The following is a 20,894-nucleotide window of genomic DNA, read 5'->3' as shown; positions in this document are numbered from 1 at the left end:
CGGAACCCGCCCGCGCTTGATTCAGGTCAAAGAACCCGGACCCGCCCCGGTCCACCCTTGGCCGAAGTCGCAAAACGAGCATTTCAGGACCACATGGACAAGGAGGGTTCATGCATTTTCCACGGCGTTCCGCCGAGGCAGAGCTGACCGGAGGGCCGATCCGCGACTTGGCGGATGATTGCGCGCCGGGCGTCCTGGGCATCCATGGCGGCGATCTGGCCGCCTTGCGTCCGGTTGTCGCCGTGGCCGAGGGCCAGCGGGTCGCCGCCGGCCAGCGCTTGCTGTCGGACCGCAAGCGCCCGTGGATCACCGTGGTCGCACCCGTCTCGGGGCGGGTGTCGCGGCTTGAGCCGGGGCCGCGACGCGGGGTCTCGGCGCTTGAGATCGAACCGGCGGGGGATGAGGCGGCCGGCTTCGATATCCCGGGGGTGCCGACGCGCGAGGGGCTGATCCGGCTGATGGTCGAGGCGGGCCTGTGGGCCGGGATGCGTGCGCGTCCCTTTGGCCGTGTGGCCGATCCGGCGCGCCCGCCCGACGCGCTTTTCGTGACGGCGATGGAAAGCACGCCCGGCGCGCCGGATGCTTCGGCGGTGATCGGCGAGTTCTTGGAATGGTTCCGGTTGGGCCTGGCCGCGCTGCCGGTGCTGTCGGACGGGCCGGTGTGGCTGTGCCATGCGCCGGGGATGGCGGTGGCCGAGGTCGAGGGCGTCACTGCGCGCGCCTTTGGCGGGCCGCATCCGGCGGGGCTGGCGGGCACGCATATCCACCGGCTGCACCCCGTCGCGCATGGCGGCATGGTCTGGCAGATCGCCTGGCAAGAGGTCATCGCGCTTGGCTGCCTGTTGCAGACGGGGCGGATCTGGCAGCGGCGCGTCGTTTCGGTCTGGGGACCGGCGGTGGCGTCGCCGGGGCTGGTCGCCGCGCCCCTGGGCGCGCGGCTGCACGACATCGCGCGCGGGCGCCTGGCGGACGTTCCGCTGCGGTTGCTGGCGGGGGGACTGGATGCGGGGCTGGCGCTGCCCTACCTGCGCCGGAGCGTGGTGCAGGTCACCGCGCTTCCCCATCGCGATGTGCCGCGCCCCGGCCCGCTGCGCCGCCTGATGGCGCCCGCGCGCCCGGCCTTTATCCCGAACGCCTGGGACGAGGCGGCGGCACCGCCCGGCGTCCTGCCGGTCGCGCTGCTGCGTGCGCTGGCCTCGGGCGATGCGGGGGCGGCGCGGGACCTGGGGGTCCTGGGCCTGCTGGAGGAGGACCTGGCCGCCCTGAACGCTCGCCTTGGCGGCAATCGCGGCGGGACGGATTACACCGACCTGTTGCGCCAGACCCTGAACGAACTGGAGGCGCTGGCATGAGGGCCACCATCCTGCGCGACGACCTGACGGCGCTGGCGGGGCTGGCGATGCCGCTTGCCTGGCTGGCTGCGCATGACGGCTGGCTGCTGCCGCGGCTGGTGGCCAGCGTGGGGCTGGTGCTGTGCTGGCAGGTGGTCTTTGCGTTGGCGCGAGGGCAGGGGCTGGCGCTGCACGGGTTGGTCTCGGGCCTGCTGGTCGCGATCCTGGTCCCGCCCGAGGCGCCCTTCTGGCAGTTGGTCATCGGCATCAGCTTCGGCATGGTCCTGGGCGAGGCGATATTCGGCGGGCGGGGGCGCAACTTTGTCCAGCCCGTGGTGCTGGTGCTGGCCTGTCTTGCCTTTTCCTTCACCGATCAGCCCTGGCGCGATCCGCCCGAGATGCCCCTGGCCGCCGCGCTGCCCGCGCTGGTCCTGCTGGTGCTGTCAGGCCAGGCGCGGGTGACGGTGCTGCTGGGGCTAGCGGCGGGGGTCGCCGTGGCCGCGCTGGTGATCGATCCCGGCCTGCTGGCGCCGTCGCCGGTCGCGGGGGCACTGTTGCTGGCGCTGGTCTATCTTTCGGCGGACCCGGTGACGTCCGGCGCGACGGATGCGGGGCGGGTGATCTGCGGGTTGCTGACGGGCGGGCTGGCGGTGCTGTTCACCACGGCGGGCGGGCCGCTTGGCGCGGTGGTCTTTGCGACGCTGCTGGCGCAGGTCTTCGCGCCGTTGTTCGACAGCATGGTGGTCGCGGTCCACGTCCGGCTGATGCGCCGCCGGGCAGCGAGGTTGCGCAATGGCTGAGCGCAACCCCCTGCGGCGCTTTCTCGACCGCCCGAACGACGATCCCGCCAAGGCGATGGGGGTGGCGGCGATCGTCGCGGCCCTTTGCGCGCTTGTCCTGTCGGTCTCGGCGGTCCTGCTGCGCCCCTTGCAAGAGGAAAACCGCCTTGCCGCCCGCGCCGGGCAGATGGCGGCGATGCTGGAAGCGGTGCCGGGCATCGCCGAATTGCTGGAAAACGGCGGGATCGAAACCCATGTCGTCGACCTGGCCACCGGCCGCATCAGCGACACCGACCCGGCCAGCTTCGACCAGGCTGCGGCCGCGCAGGATCCCGAGCGCAGCACCGCACTGACCCCGGCGCAGGACCTTGCCGCCATCTCGCGCCGTGAAGACGAATCGCTGGTCTGGATGGTGCGCGAGGGGGACGACCTGCGGTTGGTCGTCCTGCCGGTGCGCGGCGCGGGCTATCAGTCGATGATCCATGCCTATCTGGCGCTCGAGGGCGACCTGAACACCGTCGCCGCCTACTCCGTCTACCAGCAGGGCGAGACCCCCGGCCTTGGCGCGCGGGTGGCCGAACCCGCCTTCCAGCAGGGCTGGACCGGCAAGCAGGTGGCCGAGGACGGGTTCGTCATGATCGACACCACCTCGGGCGCGTCGGGACCCTATGAGGTCGAGATGATCTCGGGCGCGTCCGTCACCAGCTACGCCGCCGTGGACATGGTGCATTTCTGGCTGGGCGAGGACGGGTTCGGCCCCTTCCTCGACAACCTGCGCGAAGGGACATGGCGATGAAACCCGCATTGAAACAGATCGCCGACCCGCTGGTCGACAAGAACCCGGTCGCGGTGCATATCCTGGGCATCTGCTCGGCGCTGGCGGTCACGACCTCGATGTCCACGGCGCTGACCATGTCGGTCGCGCTGACCGTGGTGCTGGTGCTGGCGGCGGGGATCATCAGCGCGATCCGCGCCCATGTCCCCAGCCAGATCCGCATCATCGTGCAACTGACCATCATCGCGACGCTGGTGATCCTGGCCGACCAGCTCTTGCAGGCTTTCGCATACGAGATGAGCCAGCGCCTGACGGTCTTCGTCTCGCTGATCGCGACGAATTGCATCGTCCTTGGACGGACCGAGGCCTATGCGATGCGCAACCCGCCCCTGCCTTCCATGCTGGACGGGCTTGGCAACGGCTTGGGCTACAGCCTCGTGCTTATGGTGGTCGCCGCGATCCGCGAGTTGTTCGGGGCCGGGTCGCTGTTCGGGGTGCAGGTCCTTGCCACGCAGGCCGAAGGCGGCTGGTTCGTGCCCTTGCGGCTGATGCTGCTGGCGCCCTCGGCCTTCATCATCATCGGGCTGCTGGTCTGGGCGATGCGCGTCTGGCGCCCCCGCCTGGCCGAACCGCGCGAATTCGCCCTGCGCCGTCCGGGCAAGGAGGCGCGGCCATGATCGACCTGTTCCAACGCTCGATCTTCGAGGAAAACCTGGCGCTGTCCTTCTTTCTGGGCATGTGCACCTTCCTGGCCGTGTCGCGTCAGGTCAAGACGGCCTTCGGCGTAGGCGTGTCGCTGATCGTGGTGCAGGGGATCAGCGTGCCGCTGAACCATCTGCTCTACGCCAATTTCCTTGCGCCGGGCGCGCTGGCATGGGCCGGCATGGGCGATCTGGACCTGGGCTTTCTGCGGCTGATCACCTTCCTGGGCATCGTCGCCGCGATGGTGCAGGTGCTTGAGATGGTGCTAGACCGCTTCGCCCCCGCGCTGCATGCCGCGATGGGGATCTATCTGCCCCTGCTGGCGATCAACTGCGCCATCATCGGCGCCAGCCTCTTCATGGTCGAACGCGACTATACCCTGGCCGAAAGCGCCGTCTACGGGCTGGGGACCGGCATCGGCTGGGCCTTGGCGATCACCGCCTTCGCCGCCATCCGCGAACGGCTGCGCTATGCCGACATCCCGCGCGGGCTGGAGGGGCTGGGCGCGGCCTTCATCGTCGCGGGGATCATGTCGATGGGCTTTTCCGCATTCGTGGGGGTCGGCCTGCCATGACCGAGATCGTCGTCACGTTCATCTTCCTGACCGGGCTGACGGTCCTGCTGGCCTTCCTGCTTCAGCGGATGCGGGCGCGGCTGCTGCCTTCGCGCCCGGTGGTGCTGACGATCAACGGCCAGCACCGGATCGAGGGGCGCAGCAACGCCAAGCTGCTGGACGTGTTGAACGGCGCGGGCGTCCCGGTGCCTTCGGGCTGCGCGGGGCAGGGGACCTGCGGGCTGTGCCGGGTCAGCGACGTGACCGGCACGCAAGGGCCATTGGCGACCGAGACCGCCCGGCTGTCCCCCGCCGACCTGCGCGCGGGCGTGCGGCTGGCCTGCCAGGTTACCGTGCGCGGCGACATGGCGCTGAGCGTGGCCGAGGACATCATGGGATCGGCCAGCCACAGTTGCACCGTGGCGCGGATCACCCCCCTGACGCCGCTGATCCGCGAGATCGTGCTGGCCCTGCCCGAAGGCGCCGAATTCGACTTTCACGCGGGCAATTTCGTGCAGGTGAACGCGCCCGCCTATCGGCTGGCCTATCGCGACATCGCCATTCCCGACGATCACCGCCAGGAATGGCAGCGGCTTGGCATCCTGGGTCTGGTGGCGGGGTCGGGCGCGCCTGTCTCGCGCGCCTATTCGGTCGCCTCGCGTCCGCAGGACCGGGGGGTGGTGGTGCTGAACATCCGGCTGGCGACGCCGCCGCCGGGCGTGCCGGATGCGCCGCCGGGCATCGTCTCGTCCTGGCTGTTCGGGCTGAAGCCGGGCGACAAGGTGGAAATCGCCGGTCCTTATGGCGATTTCCGGGTGCAGGACACGGACCGCGAGATGGTCTTTATCGGCGGCGGGGTCGGCATGGCGCCGCTGCGCGCGATGATCCACGAACAGCTTGCCCTTGGCACGACGCGCCCGATCAGCTTCTGGTATGGGGCGCGATCCGGGGCGGAACTGTTCTATGCCGCCGAGTTCGAGGAACTGGCTGCCGCCCACCCCAATTTCCGCTGGACCCCCGCCCTGTCGCAGCCCGCGAGGGACGACGGTTGGCAAGGCGCGACGGGCTTTGTCCACGACGTTGCCTATCGCAACCACCTGCGCGACCATCCCGCGCCCGAGGATTGCGAATATTACCTCTGCGGGCCGCCGCTGATGATCCAGGCGGTCCAGGCGATGCTGGACGATTGCGGGGTCGATCCGGCGGATATCCACAACGACGATTTCGGGATCTGACCATGCGCTTGACCAGACGCCAGACCATGTTCGGACTTGCCGCAGTCGCAGGGCTTGGCCCGATCCGTGCGGTGGCGGGCAACCAGACCCGCCTGACGGGCCGGGCCTTCGGCACGGGGTGGAGCGTGGCCGCCACCGCCATCCCCGACCCCGGCGAAACCGCGCGCTGGATCGAGGCCGCGCTTGGCCTGATCGACGCCGAGATGAGCCCTTTCCGTCCCGACAGCGCCCTGTCGCGTTTCAACGCCGGGGCCGTGGAAACCGTGGTCTCGGCCGATTTCCAGCGCGTTGTGCAGGCGGCGCTGGCCGTGGCGAAGGCCAGCGGCGGCGCCTTCGACCCGACCGTCGGCCCGGCGGTGAACCGCTACGGCTTCGGCCCGATCCGGGGCAGCCTGCGGCCCGGCGGCTGGCGCGACATCCGTTGCGAAGGTCAACGCCTGAGCGCCCGCGCGCCAGTGACGCTGGACCTGTGCGGCATCGCCAAGGGCTTTGCCGTCGATGCGCTGACAACGATCCTTGCCCGGCAAAGCGACCGCTTCATCATCGAGATCGGGGGCGAGATCCGCGCCCGTGGCGACTGGCCCGTGGGCATCGCCGATCCCATCCGGGGCGGTATCCACAGCCGGTTGCGGCTGGCGGATGCCGCGCTGGCGACCTCGGGCGACGGGGTGAACGGCTATGACCTGGCCGGGCGGCGCTGGTCGCATGTGATCGACCCGGCGACGGGCCAGCCGGTGCGGGGCGGGATCGCCTCGGTCTCGGTCATCGCCCGCGACGCCATGAGTGCCGATGCGCTGGCCACCGCCGCGCTGGTCATGGGCGAGGCGCGGGGGATGGATTTCGTCACCGCGCAGGGGGCCGAGGCGATGTTCCTGATCCGCGAGGGCGGCGGGCTGCGCCGGGCGGCCAGCCCCGGCTTTGGGGCATAGGGGGAAAAGATGCAGACCGTGATCCTGACCTTCGTCATCCTTGGCCTGTCCGTGACCGGGCTGGCCCTTGGCGCGATCCTTCGCCGCGCGCCGCTGCGCGGATCCTGCGGGGGGCTGGCCTGCAACAACGCATGCCACGCCTGCCCGCGCAGGAAATCCGGGGGGAACGACCGATGACCCAGCCCATCGCCACCGTCGCCGATCACATGCGCACCGAACTGATCACCCTGACCGCGGGAATGGAAATCATCCGCGCCGTCACCGTCCTGCTGGACAGCGGGGTTTCCGGCGCCTGCGTCCTTGATGCCGAGGGCAACCTGGCGGGCGTGCTGTCCAAGCGCGACTGCCTGAAGGCCGCGCTGAACGCCGCCTATTACAAGGAATGGGGCGGCACCGTCGCCGAGCTGATGACGGTGGACCCCGAAACGCTGGATGCGGGCCTCGATCTGGTTTCGGCGGCCGGGCATTTCGTCAACAGCCCCTATCGCCGCTTTCCCGTGACCCATGAAGGCAGGCTGGTCGGCCAGATCAGCCGCACCGACGTCTTGCGCGCCCTGTCGAAACAGTGGCGCTAGAAACTTCAACCCCAAGGAGATTTTCGATGAAGAAAGACCTCAACCGCCGCCATTTCCTGGCCGCATCCGCCGCCGCGCCGGTGGCCGTCGCTGCCGTTCCCGCCATCGCCTCGGCCTCGGAAACCACGTTGCAACAGGCGTTCGAGGGGCGCCAGTCCACCCGCCGCTTTGGCCCCGCCCCGGTCCCCGACGACCAGATCCTGCGCGTCCTGTGGGCCGCCAATGGCGTGAACCGCCCCGACAGCGGGGGCCGCACCGTGCCGTCCTGGCGCACGGCCTATGATACGCAGGTCTATCTGGCCACCGCCGAGGGTGTTTTCCTGCATGTCCCCGAAAGCAACACGCTGGAACAGGTGACGCAGGACGATATCCGCGCAATCGCCAGCGACAGCGCATTCGTGGCGCGGGCGCCGGCGCTGATCGTCTACGTCTCGGACGGGGCACGGCTGCGCGAGGCCGCCGAGGGGGCCGACGATCAGGCGCTGGTCATAGGCGCCCATGTGAATGCGGCGCTTTCGGCGCAGAACGTCTATCTGGCCTGCGTCGCCGAAGGGCTGGGGACCTGCCTGATCGGCGGTGCCGCCAACCGCGAGGCCATCGCACAGGCGCTGTCGCTGCCCGAAGGCTCGATCGTGCCCTATATCCAGCCGGTCGGCACGCCGCGCTGAGGCAGGGGTGACGCGGCGGAATCCGCCCCTCCGGGGAACCTTTGCACCCATGCGGCATTGAAATCGCGGCCGTCTTTGCCCAAACGGGTCGGGCGGCTTCAATTTTGCCGTGACAACGGGGCAAGGGACAGGCGGATCGATGAAATCAAGATTGTTCAGGCCCGAGGTGCTGGTCTTTGCCGGGATCGTCCTGTTGCTGGTTCTCTGGATCGGCAGCGGCATGATCGCGCGCGAGCCGCTGGTCGAGGAACGCCCCGCGCCGCAGGTCCCCGTCGTCGCCGCCAGCACCAGCGAGGCGCGGCCCGTGGACCGCGAGTTGATCCTCTATGGCGAGGTGCAGCCCACCCAGATCGCCATCCTGCGCTCGCGCACCGACGGGTTGCTGGAAGAGGTCGCGGATCAGGGCACCGTCGTGCGGCAGGGCGACGAACTGGCCCGCCTCAGCGCCGACGACCGCGAGGCGCGGCTGGCGCAGGCGCAGGCCCAGCTTGCCGCCGCGACCCGCACCGCCGAGGCCGCCCAGCAGCTTGCCGACCGCGGCGTCGGCCCCGGTCTTGAGGCGCAGGCCCGCCAGGCCGAGTTGCAGGCCGCCCGTGCCGCCCTGCGCGCGATCGAGCTGGACATCGAGAACACCACCCTGCGCGCGCCGGTCTCGGGCATCATCAACCGCGTGATCCTGGATACCGGCAGCTATGTCGCGCCGGGGGGCGAGGTGCTTGAGATCGTCAAGAACGACCCTCTGCTGGCCATCGTCGACGTGCAGCAATCCGAGATACGCAACATCCGCCCCGGCATGCCCGCCTCGGTCCGTTTCATCGGCGATCAGGGCACGGTCGAGGGCCGCGTCAGCTTCGTCGCGCCGCTGGCCGATGCCGCGACCCGCACCTTCCGCGTCGAGATCGAGATCCCCAACCCCGACGCCGCCATTCCCGCCGGGATCAGCGCAGAGGTGCGGCTGGTCACCGATACGATCGACGCGCATTTCGTGTCCTCGGCCCTGATGCGGCTGGATGAACAGGGCCGCATCGGGCTCTATGCGGTCGATGACGAAAGCCGCATCGTCTTTCACCCCATCGGTTTCGTCACCGCCGATTCCAACGGGCTTTGGGTGACCGGGCTGGACCGGCGCGTGCAACTGGTCACGATCAGCCAGGGCGCCATCGCCGAGGGCGAGGTGGTCGAGGTGCGCGAAACCCCGCAGGAATACAGCCTGATCCAGCCCGAGGACGCCGCTTCGGACAGCGCCGCCTCGGATGCCGCCAATGCCGCCGCACCCGACGCGGGAACCGAACCGCAGCCGGAGCAGCCCTGATGTCGGCCCTGATCAGCGCCGCCTTCCTGCGCGCCCGCACCACGCTGATGCTGCTGGCCCTGCTGCTGCTGGGCGGGGTCTTTTCCTATGTCACGATTTCCAAGGAAGCGTCGCCGGAAATCGAGATCCCCTTCTTCCTCGTCAACATCACCTATCCGGGGATCTCGGCCGAGGACAGCGCGCGTCTGCTGATCCAGCCGATGGAGCGGCGGCTGCAATCCATCGACGGGCTGCGCAAGGTCACCGGACAGGCGGGCGAGGGCTTTGCCTCGATCATGCTGGAATTCGACCCCGGCCACGATCAGGCCACCGCCTTCCAGGACGTGCGCGACGAGGTGGACAACGCCACCCCCGACCTGCCCGACGGCGCCGATGCGCCCATCGTGCGCGAAATCGACATGTCGATCTTTCCGATCCTGACCGTGGCGCTGTCGGGGGCGGTTCCCCAGCGCGACCTGATCCAGATCGCCCGCGACCTGTCGGACGACATCGAATCCATCTCGGGCGTGCTGGCGGCCAACCTGTCGGGCGACCGCGAGGACTTGCTGGAAATCATCGTCGATCCGCTGGCGATGCAAAGCTACGGCATTTCCTCTCAAGAGGTGGCGGCGGCGGTGCGGGGCAACAACCAGCTTGTGGCGGCGGGGGCTTTCGACACCGGCTCGGGGCGGATCGGGGTCTCGATCCCCGGCACGATCCAGTCCATCGCGGATGTGCTGGCGATGCCGGTCCGGGTCAGCGAAGGGACCGTCGTGCGTATCCAGGACGTGGCCGAGGTGCGGCAAAGCTATCGCGATCCCGACACCTTCGCGCGGCTGGACGGCCAGCCCACCATCGGCATCGACATCACCAAGGCCAGCGGCGCCAATGTGCTGGACACCGTCGCCGCCGTCCAGCAGGCCGTGGAAAACGCCCGCGAAAACTGGCCCGACACGATCCGGCTGGATTATATGCAGAACCAGGCCGACGATATTTCCACGATGCTGGGCGATCTGGAAAACAGCGTCGTGCTGGCCGTGCTGATGGTCATGCTGCCGACGATCCTGGTGCTGGGGTTGCGCGCCTCGCTGCTGATCGGGGTGGCGATTCCGGCGTCCTTCTTCGGGGGGATCCTGGTCATCAACCTGATCGGCTTCACCATGAACATCGTGGTGCTTTTCGGGCTGATCCTGGTGATCGGCATGCTGGTGGACGGCGCGATGGTCGTCGTCGAAAAGGCCGAGCGTTTGCAGGCCGAAGGCGCCCCCGGACCCGAGGCCTTCCGCACCGCCGCGCAGCGCATGGCGTGGCCGGTGATCGCGGCCATCGGCACCTCGCTGGCGGTGTTCTTCCCGCTGCTGTTCTGGCCGGGAACGGCGGGCAGCTTCATGATCTATCTGCCCGCCACGGTGCTGATCACGCTGATCATGTCGCTGATCGTGGCGCTGGTTTTCGTCCCGGTGATCGGCGGGCTTCTGTCGCGCCGTGCCAGGCCGGCGGCGACGCAGGACAAGCCGCGCGTGCCCGCCTTCTACGACCGCATCCTGACCTATACCATCGCGCGCCCCGCCTTCACGCTTGGTGCGGCCATCCTGGCCTTTCTGCTGACGGTTTTCGTCTACGGCCACCTTGGGCGGGGGGCCGAGTTCTTCCCGGCGGTCGAACCCGAACGCGCGCAGGTCCAGATCAAGGCGGACGGCAACCTTTCGGTCTATGAGGCAGACCGGCTCGTGCGCATGGTCGAGCGCGAGGTGATCGGGGCCGAGGGGCTGAAGCTGACCTATTCGCGCACCATCGGCGCGGTCGAATCGCGCCTCTCGGCCAATGTCGATCCCGACGTGATCGGCACGCTTCAGCTTGACCTGGCCGATTGGCGCATGCGCCAGCCCGCAAGCGAGATCCTGGCCGATCTGCGCCGCCGCACTGCCGATATTCCCGGCGTGGGCATCCAGATACAGGAACAGGAACAGGGCCTTGGCTCGGCCCGCCCGGTCGAGGTCGAACTTGCCGCCGCCGACAACCGCGCGCTGGCCCCTGCCGCCGAAAAGCTGATCGAACTGATGGACCGGCAAGGGTCGTTCACCGAAATCTCCAGCGATGTGCCGCGTCCCGGCGTCGAGGCGCGGATCGAGATCGACCGCGAACAGGCCGCCCGCTACGGTGTCGATGTCGAGACGCTGGGCAATACCGTCCGGCTGATGACCAACGGCGTCACGCTGGGTTCCTACCTGCCGCCGCATCTGGACGACGAGGTCGATATCGTCCTGCGCTATCCGCCGCAGGACCGCAACTTCGCCCAGCTTGGTTCCATGCGCGTGATGACGCCCGAGGGGATGATCCCCGTCCTGAACTTCGTCCGCATCGTGCCGGGAACCGCACCCTCGGTCATCAACCATTCCGACGGGCAAAGCGTGCAGACCATCTCGGCCGGGATCGCGCCGGGCCATACCGTCGCGCAGGAACTGGAAACCCTTGGCCGCGCCATCGCCGAGACCGATTTCGGCGATGTCTCGGTCCGTTTCGCGGGCGAGATCGAGGATCAGGCCGAGACCCTGCAATTCCTGATCGTCGCCTTCGTCCTGGCGGTCTTTCTGATGTTCATGGTGATGCTGACGCAGCTCAACAGCTTTTTCCAAAGCATATTGGTGCTGTCGGCGATCATCTGCTCGATCCCCGGCGTGCTGATCGTGCTGATGGTGACGCAGACGCCCTTTTCGCTGGTCATGGGGGGCATGGGGATGATGGCGTTGGCCGGGGTCGTGGTGAACAACAACATCATCCTGATCGACGCCTATAACGAACATCTTGCCGCCGGGCTGGACCCCGATGGCGCCGCCACCCGTGCCGCGCATGAAAGGCTGCGCCCGATTCTGCTGACGGCGGTGACGACGATCACCGGATTGCTGCCGATGGCGATGGGGCTGACGGTCGATTTCATGGCGCGCGACGCCTATTTCGGCGCACCCTCGGGCCAGTTCTGGGTGCAGCTTTCGCTGACCATCGTGGGCGGGTTGCTGATCGGGACCGTCATCACCTCATGCCTGACGCCCAGCCTGCTGGCCTGGGACGGACGCCGCCGCGCGCGCCGCCGGGCCGCCGCCCAAGTGCAGGGTCAATAGGTCGGGACCGGCGCGGGCTGGTTCGCAAAGGGGTCCTGGACCATCGGCTGGCCGGGTTGCTGATAGGACTGGCCATAGCCCGGCTGGCCAGGGTCCTGCCCATAGCCCTGCCCGTTGTAATATTGCGAAACCATCTGGCTTGCGGTCTGCATGTCGCGGCCAGCGCCCTGAACCGTTTCGCAGGCGGAAACCGCCGTCACGGCAAGGGCGGCGGCAAGAAGGTGAAGATTGCGCATTTGTTCTTGTCCTTTCGTCACTGTCCCTGGTCCGGCAAGATAAGCGCAAGAGCGTTCAAAATCCCGTAACGGTCACGCGAGCGGCGAATTTTCTCTGACCGGGTTGCCTGCTGATTTACCCGCCTTTCGGCTGGGGGCAAGCCCGGTTTTTCGCTTTTTCCTGTGCGTGTTAACCGCAGGTTCAGGGTTTTGGTCCAGGCTGGCCCCATGCGGATGATGCTGATTCTTGTCCTTTTCCTTGCCGCCTGCGCCTCGCCCGCGCCGGATTTCGCGGGCGCGGTCCCTCAGCGGGTGAACGTCGGCGGGATGGATTTCACCGTCATCCGCCGCGGGCAGGAGGCCGAGGTGATCCGCATGGGCTACCTTCACCGCCGCGCCCGCGACGCGGTGCCCTTGCGGATGTATCAGGCGGCGGAACAGGTGACGGGATGCCATGCGGTGCGCGGCAGCCTGCGCACGCGCCTGCCCGGCGACACGGGCGAAGGGCGGATCGCGCTAAGGTGCTGAACTCAGGACAGGAAGGCGGCCAGCGCGTCCCCGGTCTCTTGCGGTTTTTCGGCATGCAGCCAATGGCCCGCGCCCTCAAGGAAGCTGACCTCGGCCTGCGGGAAATATCGCCGGATCGCGTCGACGCCTTCGGATGGGCAGTAATCGGATTGCGCGCCCGCCAGGAAAAGGGCGGGGCCGTGAAAGCTGCCCGTGGGCAACCCCTGGGGCCAGCCGGTCAGCCTGTCCATGTTCCGCCGCAGCGCGGTCAGGTTCATCTTCCAGCGCGGGGGTTGCGACTTCAGGTCCAGCGATTGCAGCAGGAAGGCGCGCACGCCCGGCTCGTCGATCCGCGCGGCAAGGCGGCGGTCGGCCTCGGAACGCAGGGTCAGATCATGCAGGTCCAGCGCTTCCATCGCGTCGATCAGGTCGTTCTGGCTGTGGCCGTAGCGAAGCGGCGCGATGTCCAGGACGGCCAGCCTGCGGACCATCTCGGGCCGGGTCAGCGCCAGTGTCATCGAGGCCTTGCCGCCCATCGAATGCCCTACGACATCCGCCTGCCCGCCATGTGCGGCGATGACCTGGGCCAGGTCATCGGCCAATGCCGGATAGTCGTGTTCGTCGCTGTGAAAGCTGTCGCCGTGGTTGCGCATGTCCACCGAGACCACCTGCCGCCCCTGGTCCAGCCTGCGCGCGATTCCGCCAAGATTGCGCCCCGAGCCGAACAGCCCATGCACAAGGATTACCGCAGGCTGTTCCGAAGCCTGCCCCGTCGTTGTATATGTCAGCATCGCATCACCCGTGTTTTGGGGCGATAGTAGCGTCCTGCCTCGACCTCAACCAGAGCCGGGGGCGGAAATTCGGCGAAGGAAGGCGACATGGCGACAGAAGACATCCGCAGCATGGCAGACGAGGTCGCTGCGCTGATGGTTTCACGCTTCGGCGGCGCGCGGCGGGGCGAGAGGGTCAACCTGTCCGCGATGATGCGCAGGCGCGGGGGCGCCTTGCCGCGCAAGCTGCGCAGACAGGCGCATCTGCTTGCGCAGGCCGATGTGCTGGTCGATGCCCCCCGCCTTGCGCGCCAGCAGGACATGGCGCGGCTGGTGCGCGCGCATGATGTGCTGCTGCGGCACCTGCGGCCACTTGGCGCGGCGTCGAGGTGGAAGGGCGGTGCGATCTCGGTCGGGGCCTCGCTCGCGCTGGCCTTGCTGCTGATCGGTGCGCTGGCGGTCTGGCTGATGGTGCTGCGCGGTCACGTCTGAGGCGTTCCGGGCGGGGTCGAATGCCGATCCTGCCCGCAATGGCGCGCGAAGGGTAAGCGTCACGCCATGCGCGAGGCATTTCAATGGGTTGATCCCGCCCGCCCCCGCGCGTGAGGGGCAAGGTAGGAGGTCAAGCCGTCTTTTCCGCAGGCGCGCTGATCCCGCCCGCACCGGCGCGCGAGGGGCAAGCGGCGGCGCCGGACAGCGGCAAGGTCCGGTCTGCGTGAATGCGATAACCGTTTGATAAACATGTTTTTAACGGGGAGTCGCAGCGGAAGCCGTTGCAGATCTGACGAAGATCGGTCTGAAAAACGGGGTGTTTTCGGTCGAGTTGAAGGCGGATTTCCCGGCTTCCGGCTTCCGGCTTCCGGCTTCCTGGCTTCCGCCTTCTGGCCTGCGCCGCCCTGTTGCACTGATTTTTCAGCAGCTCGCAAAAGGACGGGGGCGGCAAAGGGCGAAGGGGCGGCATTGCGGGGATCGCCGCAATGCCGCAAGCTTGGGCCTTACAGCCCTTCGTAAAGCGGGAAGCGGGCGCAGAGGGCTTGCACCTCGGCCTTGACCTTGGCCTCGATTGCGCCATTGCCTTCCTCGCCATTGGCGGCCAGCCCATCGACGACCTCGACGATCCAGCGGGCGATCTGGCGGAACTCGGCCTCGCCGAAGCCGCGCGTGGTGCCTGCCGGTGCGCCAAGGCGGATGCCGCTGGTCACGAAGGGCTTTTCGGGATCGAAAGGCACGCCGTTCTTGTTGCAGGTGATGTTGGCGCGGCCAAGCGCGGCCTCGGTCGCCTTGCCGGTCACGCCCTTGGGACGCAGATCGGCCAGGCACAGGTGGTTGTCGGTGCCGCCCGACACGATGTCGATGCCCCCCTTCATGAGTTCGTCCGCCATCGCGCGGGCATTGCCGACGACCTGCGCGGCGTAGTCCTTGAAGCCCGGCTCGAGCGCCTCGCGGAAGGCCACGGCCTTGGCGGCGATGACATGCATCAGCGGGCCGCCCTGCAAGCCGGGGAACACGGCGCTGTTGATCTTTTTCGCGATATCGGCGTCGTTGGTCAGCACCATGCCGCCGCGCGGGCCGCGCAGCGACTTATGCGTGGTCGTGGTCACGACATGGGCATGGGGCAGGGGCGAAGGGTGCTGACCGCCCGCGACCAGCCCCGCGATATGGGCCATGTCCACCATCAGCCAGGCGCCGACCTCATCCGCGATCTTGCGGAATTCGGCCCAGTCCCAGATGCGCGAATAGGCGGTGCCGCCCGCAACGATCAGCTTGGGCTTGTGTTCGTGCGCCTTGGCGCGGATCTCGTCCATGTCCAGCAATTGATCCTGCTGGCGCACGCCATAGCTGACCACGTTGAACCACTTGCCCGACATGTTGACCGGCGAGCCATGCGTCAGGTGCCCGCCCGAGTTCAGGTCCAGCCCCATGAAGGTATCGCCCGGCTGCAACAGCGCCAGGAACACCGCCTGGTTCATCTGGCTGCCGCTGTTGGGCTGGACGTTGGCGAATTCGCAGCCGAACAGCTTCTTCGCGCGTTCGATCGCCAGCGTCTCGACGATATCGACATATTGGCAGCCGCCGTAATAGCGCTTGCCCGGATAGCCCTCGGCGTATTTGTTGGTCAGGACGCTGCCCTGCGCCTGCAACACCGCGCGGCTGACGATGTTTTCCGAGGCGATCAGTTCGATCTCGTCGCGCTGGCGGCCAAGCTCCTTGCCGATGGCGTCGAAGATCTCGGGGTCGCGGGAATCAAGCGGTTGTGTGAAGAATCCGGTGTCGGTCATAAGGTCCTCTCGGGCAAGTGACGGCGCGTCCGTCCCAATCATCCACGGTCCTTCTAGCCGCTTTCCCCGGTGCGGGCCAGAAAGGAAAGGGGCGGGGACTCGACAGGGATCGCGCCGGGCATTAATAAGAACAAAAAGGGAACATAAATGAAGGCATGCAGCGGCGAATCGTTTCGATATGGCTTCCCCGGCTGCCCAGCGACCGGATCCTGCGCGCCCGACCGGTGGCGGGACCGTTCGCCGTGGGGGTCAGGGATGGCAACGCCTGGCGCGTCGGCTGCCTGAACGGGCAGGCGCTTGCGCGCGGGCTGGTGCGCGGCATGCCCCTGTCCGAGGCCCGCGCGCTCTGTCCCGACCTGCAAAGCGCCGAGGCCGATGCCGCCGCCGATGCCCGCATGCTGGAGACCCTGCGCCGTTGGGCGATGCGCTATTGCCCTTGGGTCGGGCCGGACGGGGCGGACGGGCTGGTGCTGGACGTGACCGGCGCCGCCCATCTGCGGGGCGGAGAGGCACCGATGCTGGCCGACATGTCCGCGCGGCTGGGGCGGGCGGGGATCGGTGCCCGGCTGGGGCTGGCCGATACGCGCGGGGCGGCATGGGCGCTGGCGCATCATGCGGCAGGGCGCGCGAAGCCGGGGATCGCGCCGCCGGGGGAAACCCTGACTGCCATCGAGGCGCTGCCGGTCGCCGGGCTGCGGCTGGACGAGGCAACGGTGATCGCCCTGCAAAGGCTGGGCCTGCGCAGCATCGGGGCGCTGGCCCGCGCACCGCGCGCACCCTTGGCGCGGCGCTTCGGGGCGGAGTTGTTGGCGCGCCTGGACCAGGCCCTGGGGCACCGGCCCGAGCCTGTCTCGATCCCCGCCCTGCCGCCGCGCTATTCGGCCAGCCTGGCCCTGCCCGAGCCGATCGGGCTGAGCAGGGACGTCATGGCGGGCATCGCGCGGCTGCTGGATACGGTCTGCGCGCGGCTGGCGCGGCAGCAGGCCGGTGCGCGCGCCCTGCGGCTGACCCTGCGGCGGGTGGATCGCGAAAGCTGCGCGATCACGCTGCGGCTAGCGGCGGCGATGCGCGATCCGGGGCGCATCCTGCCGCTGTTCGCCCGCGACGTGGACAAGGTGGATGCGGGTTTCGGCATCGACCGGTTGCGGCTTGAGGTGACGCTGGCCGAACCCCTGTCCATGCGTCAGGCCGGCGGCTCGGATACCGGGGATGGGGCAAGGCTGGCCGAACTGGTCACCCGGATCGGGACGCGGATCGGGCTGGACAACATCCTGCGCTATCGTCCCGTGGACAGCCACCTGCCCGAGCGCAGCTTTGCGCTGGTGCCCGCCGCGGATGGGCATCCCGAAGGGGTTGCGGAATGGCAGCCGGGCCGCCCCCGTCCGCTGCGCATCTTCCCGCCCGAACCCGTCACCATCTGCGGCGACACCAACCCGCCCGGCTGCTTTCGCTGGCGACGCATGGACCTGACCGTGGCCCATGCCACCGGCCCCGAACGTATCGCGCCGCAATGGTGGGACGGTGACGGGGAAGGGGACTGGCCGTGCGGCATCCGCGATTACTGGCGCGTCCAGACGCATGAGGGCTGGCGGCTGTGGCTGTTCCATACCCCGCAGGACCCCGGCTGGTTCGTTCAGGGGGAATTCCTGTGACCCGCCGCGCGCCCCGCTATGCCGAATTGTGCGTGACGACGAATTTCACCTTTCTGACCGGCGCCTCGCATCCCGAGGAACTGGTCCTGCGCGCCGCCGAACTGGGGTTGGAGGCGATCGCGATCACCGACCGCAACTCGGTCGCCGGGGTGGTGCGGGCCTGGTCGGCGCTGCGCAACCTGCGTCAGCAGGCCGAGGCGCTGCCCACGGGTCAGGCGCAGGTGCCGGTCGGGCTGCCCCGGCTGATCGCGGGCGCGCGGCTGATCGTGCAGGGCTGCGGGGTCGAATGGCTGGCGCTGCCCACCGACCTGCCCGCATGGCATCGCCTGTCGCGGCTGCTGTCACGGGGCAAGCGGCGGGCGCAAAAGGGGGAATGCCGCCTGACGCCGTCCGACCTGCTGGGCCATTGCCGCGGCATGATCCTGATCGCGCTGCCCTGTCCCGGCGCCAGCGCGGCAGAGGCGATCCGGGCGATGGCGCGGCGCTATCCGGGCCATGTCTTTACCGGTGCCGCGCCGCGTTATGACGGCACCGATCAGGCCTGGTTCGACGAATGCGCCGCGCTGGCGCGGGCGGCTTGCGCGCCGATGGTGGCGGTGGGGGATGTGCTGATGCATCGCGCCTCGCGCCGCCCGCTGGCCGATGTGCTGACCTGCATGCGCGAGGGGCTGACCATCGACCATATCGGCACCCGCGCCCTGCTGAACGGCGAGCGGCGGCTGAAGGGGGCCGGTGACATGGCGCGGCTGTTTCGCCGCCATCCCGCCGCGCTGCACCGCTCGGTCGAGATCGCGGGGCGCTGCGGCTTCGACCTGGGGCAGTTGGGCTATGTCTATCCCGATGAGGCCGGGACCGGCGAAACGCCCCAGTCCCGGCTGGAACGCCTTGCCCGCGCTGGGCTGGAACGCCGCCGGGGCCGCCCTGGCCGGGATGAACGCGGCAAGCTGGACAGGGAATTGTCCATCGTGGCGGAACTGGGCTATGCTCCTTATTTCCTGACCGTCCACGACATCGTTTCCCATGCGCGCGGGCTTGGCATCCTGTGCCAGGGGCGCGGCTCGGCGGCGAATTCGATCATCTGCTGGGCGCTTGGCATCACCGATGTCGATCCCGGCACCATCGGCATGGTGTTCGAGCGCTTCATCTCGCGCCACCGCAATGAGCCGCCCGATATCGACGTCGATTTCGAGCATGAGCGGCGCGAGGAAGTCATCCAGTGGATCTATGAAAAATACGGACGCCACCGCGCCGGGCTGTGCGCGACGGTGATCCATTTCCGTTCCCGCGCGGCGATCCGCGAAGTGGGCAAGGTCATGGGGCTGTCGCAGGACCTGATCGCCAGCCTTTCGGGCCAGATCTGGGGGCTGACGAATGGCGGCGCGGACCCTGAAAGGATGCGCGAGCTTGGCCTTGACCCGACCCAGCGGCGGCTGGCCCTGACCCTGCGCCTGATCCGCGAGATCATCGGCTTTCCGCGCCACCTGTCGCAGCATGTCGGCGGCTTCGTCATCACGCGCGGGCGGCTGGACGCGCTGTGCCCCATCGGCAATGCCGCAATGGCCGGGCGCACCTGCATCGAATGGGACAAGGACGACATCGACGCGCTTGGCATCCTCAAGGTCGATGTCCTGGCCCTGGGGATGCTGACCTGCATCCGCAAGGCGTTCGAACTGCTGGAACGGCACGAGGGCATGCGCCATTCCATCGCCTCGGTCCCGCAGGGCGACGGGCCGACCTATGACATGCTGTGCCGCGCCGATGCCGTGGGCGTGTTCCAGGTCGAAAGCCGGGCGCAGATGAATTTCCTGCCCCGGATGCAGCCGCGCGACTTCTATGACCTGGTGATCGAGGTCGCCATCGTCCGCCCCGGCCCGATCCAGGGCGGCATGGTCAAGCCCTATATCCGCCGCCGCCAGGGACAGGAGCAGGCCGAGCCTTTCGGCCCCGCGTTGGAGGCGATCACCAGCAAGACGCTTGGCGTGCCGCTGTTTCAGGAACAGGCCCTGCGTATCGCCGAGATCGGCGCGGGTTATACCGCCGAGGAAGCGGACCATCTGCGCCGCTCGCTTGCCTCGTTCCGGCGCATGGGGACCATCGGGCAGCACCGTGACAAGTTCATCGCCGGGATGATGGCCAACAACTATGGGCGCGAGGTGGCCGAACGCTGCTTTTCGCAGATCGAGGGCTTTGCCGATTACGGCTTTCCCGAAAGCCACGCGGCGGCCTTTGCGCTGCTGACCTATGTGTCGTCCTGGTTGAAATGCCGTCATCCGGCGATCTTCACCTGTGCGCTGCTGAACAGCCAGCCGATGGGTTTCTACGCCCCCGCCCAGCTTGTGCGCGACGCCCGTGACCACGGGGTCGAGGTGCGGCCCGTCTGCGTCAACCACAGCGCATGGGACAACACGCTGGAACGCCGCGCCGACGGGGCGCTGGCGTTGCGGCTGGGGTTTCGCCAGATCAAGGGTTTCCGCCAGGAGGATGCCGACTGGATCGCGGGCGCGCGGGGCAACGGCTATCCCGATCCTGAAAGCCTGTGGCTGCGCGCCGGGATCGCGCCCGCGGTGCTGGAACGCCTGGCCGAAGCGGATGCCTTCGCCGGGCAGGGCCTGACGCGCCGCGATGCGCTATGGGCGGTGCGGGCGATCCGCGCGCCTGCGCCCCTGCCGCTGTTTGCCGATCCCATCGACGGCGAGGGCCTCCGTGAACCGGCGGTCATGCTGCCCGCGATGCATCCCGGCGAAGAGGTGGTCGAGGATTACATCGCCACCCGTCTGACCCTGCGCGCCCATCCGATGGCGCTGCTGCGCCCCGCTATTCCCGGACTGACGGCGCATGACCGACTGCCGGGGACGCCCCGGCGGCACCTGTCGGTCTGCGGGCTGGTCATCACGCGGCAACGTCCCGGCACGGCCTCGGGCGTGATCTTCCTGACGCTCGAGGACGAAACCGGCGTCTCGAATGTCGTCGTCTGGCCCAAGATCTATGAACGCTTCCGGCGCGAGGTCATGGGCGGCAGGCTGCTGCGGGTGCGGGGACGGTTGCAGCGCGAGGGGATCGTGGCCCATCTGATCGCTGAACGGATCGAGGACCTGTCGCATCACCTCTCCGAACTTGGCCATCCGCTTGGCGAGGCTGTCGGGTGCACCCATCCCGAGGCCGACAATGCCCCCCGCGCGCCCATCCGCGCCTCGGCACGCCATCCGCGCGAACAGGCCAAGCGGCTGTTTCCAAGCCGCGACTTTCATTGACAGGCTGCCGGAACAGTCCGTGACGGGGCCATGTGGCAGCGAATCCGGGGAATTTGCCTTAGATACGGCGAAAATCTCCTGTTTCAGGGCGATCTTCGCGGATGCCGGGATCCTTTTGCCGCTGAACCCGACGCAAAGACGCCGCCCTTGTCGGGGCGGCGTCCATGCGACCGGGGTTGCGCGTCAATGCGCGTGATCGTGACCTTCCTCGTGGTCGTGGTCGTGGTCGTGGTCGTGGTCGTGGTCGTGGTCGTGGTCGTGGT

The 20,894-nt window shown here is 68.4% G+C and carries 19 protein-coding genes; 16 read left to right on the top strand and 3 right to left on the bottom strand.

Annotated features, from left to right (window positions below):
• The first annotated feature begins 110 nt into the window (after nucleotides 1-110).
• From Q0O97_RS04340 to Q0O97_RS04285, 12 genes are all read left to right on the top strand, one after another.
• On the top strand, nucleotides 111-1,352 hold the full coding sequence (locus tag Q0O97_RS04340; RefSeq protein WP_294925413.1) for a hypothetical protein: 1,242 nt from the start codon (nucleotides 111-113) through the stop codon (nucleotides 1,350-1,352).
• Nucleotides 1,349-2,131, top strand: a complete 783-nt coding sequence (locus Q0O97_RS04335; RefSeq protein WP_294925410.1) for an RnfABCDGE type electron transport complex subunit D — start codon at nucleotides 1,349-1,351, stop codon at nucleotides 2,129-2,131. The genes Q0O97_RS04340 and Q0O97_RS04335 overlap by 4 nt, the downstream gene beginning before the upstream one ends.
• On the top strand, nucleotides 2,124-2,906 hold the full coding sequence (nqrC, locus tag Q0O97_RS04330) for an NADH:ubiquinone reductase (Na(+)-transporting) subunit C (RefSeq protein ID WP_294925407.1): 783 nt from the start codon (nucleotides 2,124-2,126) through the stop codon (nucleotides 2,904-2,906). Before Q0O97_RS04335 ends, nqrC begins: the two co-directional genes overlap by 8 nt.
• Complete coding sequence (locus tag Q0O97_RS04325; RefSeq protein WP_294925405.1) at nucleotides 2,903-3,562, top strand: NADH:ubiquinone reductase (Na(+)-transporting) subunit D; 660 nt, start codon at nucleotides 2,903-2,905, stop codon at nucleotides 3,560-3,562. Before nqrC ends, Q0O97_RS04325 begins: the two co-directional genes overlap by 4 nt.
• Entirely contained in the window at nucleotides 3,559-4,161 is a 603-nt protein-coding gene (gene nqrE / locus Q0O97_RS04320; RefSeq protein ID WP_294925402.1) for an NADH:ubiquinone reductase (Na(+)-transporting) subunit E, read from the top strand. The genes Q0O97_RS04325 and nqrE overlap by 4 nt, the downstream gene beginning before the upstream one ends.
• Nucleotides 4,158-5,375 (top strand): NADH:ubiquinone reductase (Na(+)-transporting) subunit F, encoded by a 1,218-nt coding sequence (gene nqrF, locus Q0O97_RS04315; protein ID WP_294925399.1) that lies wholly within the window; start codon nucleotides 4,158-4,160, stop codon nucleotides 5,373-5,375. The genes nqrE and nqrF overlap by 4 nt, the downstream gene beginning before the upstream one ends.
• A 2-nt stretch (nucleotides 5,376-5,377) precedes the next feature.
• Nucleotides 5,378-6,304 (top strand): FAD:protein FMN transferase, encoded by a 927-nt coding sequence (locus Q0O97_RS04310; protein ID WP_294925396.1) that lies wholly within the window; start codon nucleotides 5,378-5,380, stop codon nucleotides 6,302-6,304.
• 9 nt (nucleotides 6,305-6,313) lie between these two features.
• A complete protein-coding gene (locus Q0O97_RS04305; RefSeq protein WP_294925393.1) occupies nucleotides 6,314-6,481 on the top strand; it encodes a hypothetical protein in 168 nt (55 codons plus the stop codon).
• Nucleotides 6,478-6,879, top strand: coding sequence for a CBS domain-containing protein (locus Q0O97_RS04300; RefSeq protein ID WP_294925370.1), 402 nt, complete (start codon nucleotides 6,478-6,480; stop codon nucleotides 6,877-6,879). The genes Q0O97_RS04305 and Q0O97_RS04300 overlap by 4 nt, the downstream gene beginning before the upstream one ends.
• A gap of 26 nt (nucleotides 6,880-6,905) precedes the next feature.
• Nucleotides 6,906-7,547: a nitroreductase family protein gene (locus Q0O97_RS04295; RefSeq protein WP_294925367.1), complete on the top strand. Its 642-nt coding sequence runs from the start codon at nucleotides 6,906-6,908 to the stop codon at nucleotides 7,545-7,547.
• Between the two features lie 139 nt (nucleotides 7,548-7,686).
• A complete protein-coding gene (locus Q0O97_RS04290; protein ID WP_294925366.1) occupies nucleotides 7,687-8,859 on the top strand; it encodes an efflux RND transporter periplasmic adaptor subunit in 1,173 nt (390 codons plus the stop codon).
• Nucleotides 8,859-11,957: an efflux RND transporter permease subunit gene (locus Q0O97_RS04285; protein ID WP_294925363.1), complete on the top strand. Its 3,099-nt coding sequence runs from the start codon at nucleotides 8,859-8,861 to the stop codon at nucleotides 11,955-11,957. Before Q0O97_RS04290 ends, Q0O97_RS04285 begins: the two co-directional genes overlap by 1 nt.
• On the opposite strand, the gene Q0O97_RS04280 is transcribed toward Q0O97_RS04285, so the two are convergent.
• Nucleotides 11,951-12,193, bottom strand: coding sequence for a hypothetical protein (locus Q0O97_RS04280; protein WP_294925360.1), 243 nt, complete (start codon nucleotides 12,191-12,193; stop codon nucleotides 11,951-11,953). The genes Q0O97_RS04285 and Q0O97_RS04280 overlap by 7 nt on opposite strands.
• A 216-nt stretch (nucleotides 12,194-12,409) precedes the next feature.
• On the opposite strand from Q0O97_RS04280, the gene Q0O97_RS04275 reads away from it, so the two are divergent.
• Nucleotides 12,410-12,700, top strand: coding sequence for a hypothetical protein (locus Q0O97_RS04275; RefSeq protein WP_294925357.1), 291 nt, complete (start codon nucleotides 12,410-12,412; stop codon nucleotides 12,698-12,700).
• Between the two features lie 2 nt (nucleotides 12,701-12,702).
• Here the strand turns inward: Q0O97_RS04275 and Q0O97_RS04270 are convergent, their stop codons facing one another.
• On the bottom strand, nucleotides 12,703-13,470 hold the full coding sequence (locus Q0O97_RS04270; protein ID WP_294925354.1) for an alpha/beta fold hydrolase: 768 nt from the start codon (nucleotides 13,468-13,470) through the stop codon (nucleotides 12,703-12,705).
• Between the two features lie 87 nt (nucleotides 13,471-13,557).
• Here Q0O97_RS04270 and Q0O97_RS04265 point away from each other — a divergent pair, with 87 nt between their 5' ends.
• Complete coding sequence (locus tag Q0O97_RS04265; protein ID WP_294925351.1) at nucleotides 13,558-13,941, top strand: hypothetical protein; 384 nt, start codon at nucleotides 13,558-13,560, stop codon at nucleotides 13,939-13,941.
• A 503-nt stretch (nucleotides 13,942-14,444) separates the two neighbouring features.
• Here Q0O97_RS04265 and glyA read toward each other — a convergent pair.
• On the bottom strand, nucleotides 14,445-15,728 hold the full coding sequence (gene glyA, locus Q0O97_RS04260) for a serine hydroxymethyltransferase (protein ID WP_294925348.1): 1,284 nt from the start codon (nucleotides 15,726-15,728) through the stop codon (nucleotides 14,445-14,447).
• A 155-nt stretch (nucleotides 15,729-15,883) separates the two neighbouring features.
• On the opposite strand from glyA, the gene Q0O97_RS04255 reads away from it, so the two are divergent.
• Entirely contained in the window at nucleotides 15,884-17,380 is a 1,497-nt protein-coding gene (locus Q0O97_RS04255) for a DNA polymerase Y family protein (protein ID WP_294925345.1), read from the top strand.
• Complete coding sequence (locus Q0O97_RS04250; protein WP_294925342.1) at nucleotides 17,377-20,631, top strand: error-prone DNA polymerase; 3,255 nt, start codon at nucleotides 17,377-17,379, stop codon at nucleotides 20,629-20,631. Before Q0O97_RS04255 ends, Q0O97_RS04250 begins: the two co-directional genes overlap by 4 nt.
• The last annotated feature ends 263 nt before the right edge of the window (nucleotides 20,632-20,894 follow it).

The organism is uncultured Paracoccus sp. (assembly GCF_945915435.1).
In the GTDB taxonomy this organism is placed as follows: Bacteria; Pseudomonadota; Alphaproteobacteria; order Rhodobacterales; family Rhodobacteraceae; genus Paracoccus.
This window is presented reverse-complemented; position numbering and strand designations above follow the sequence as displayed.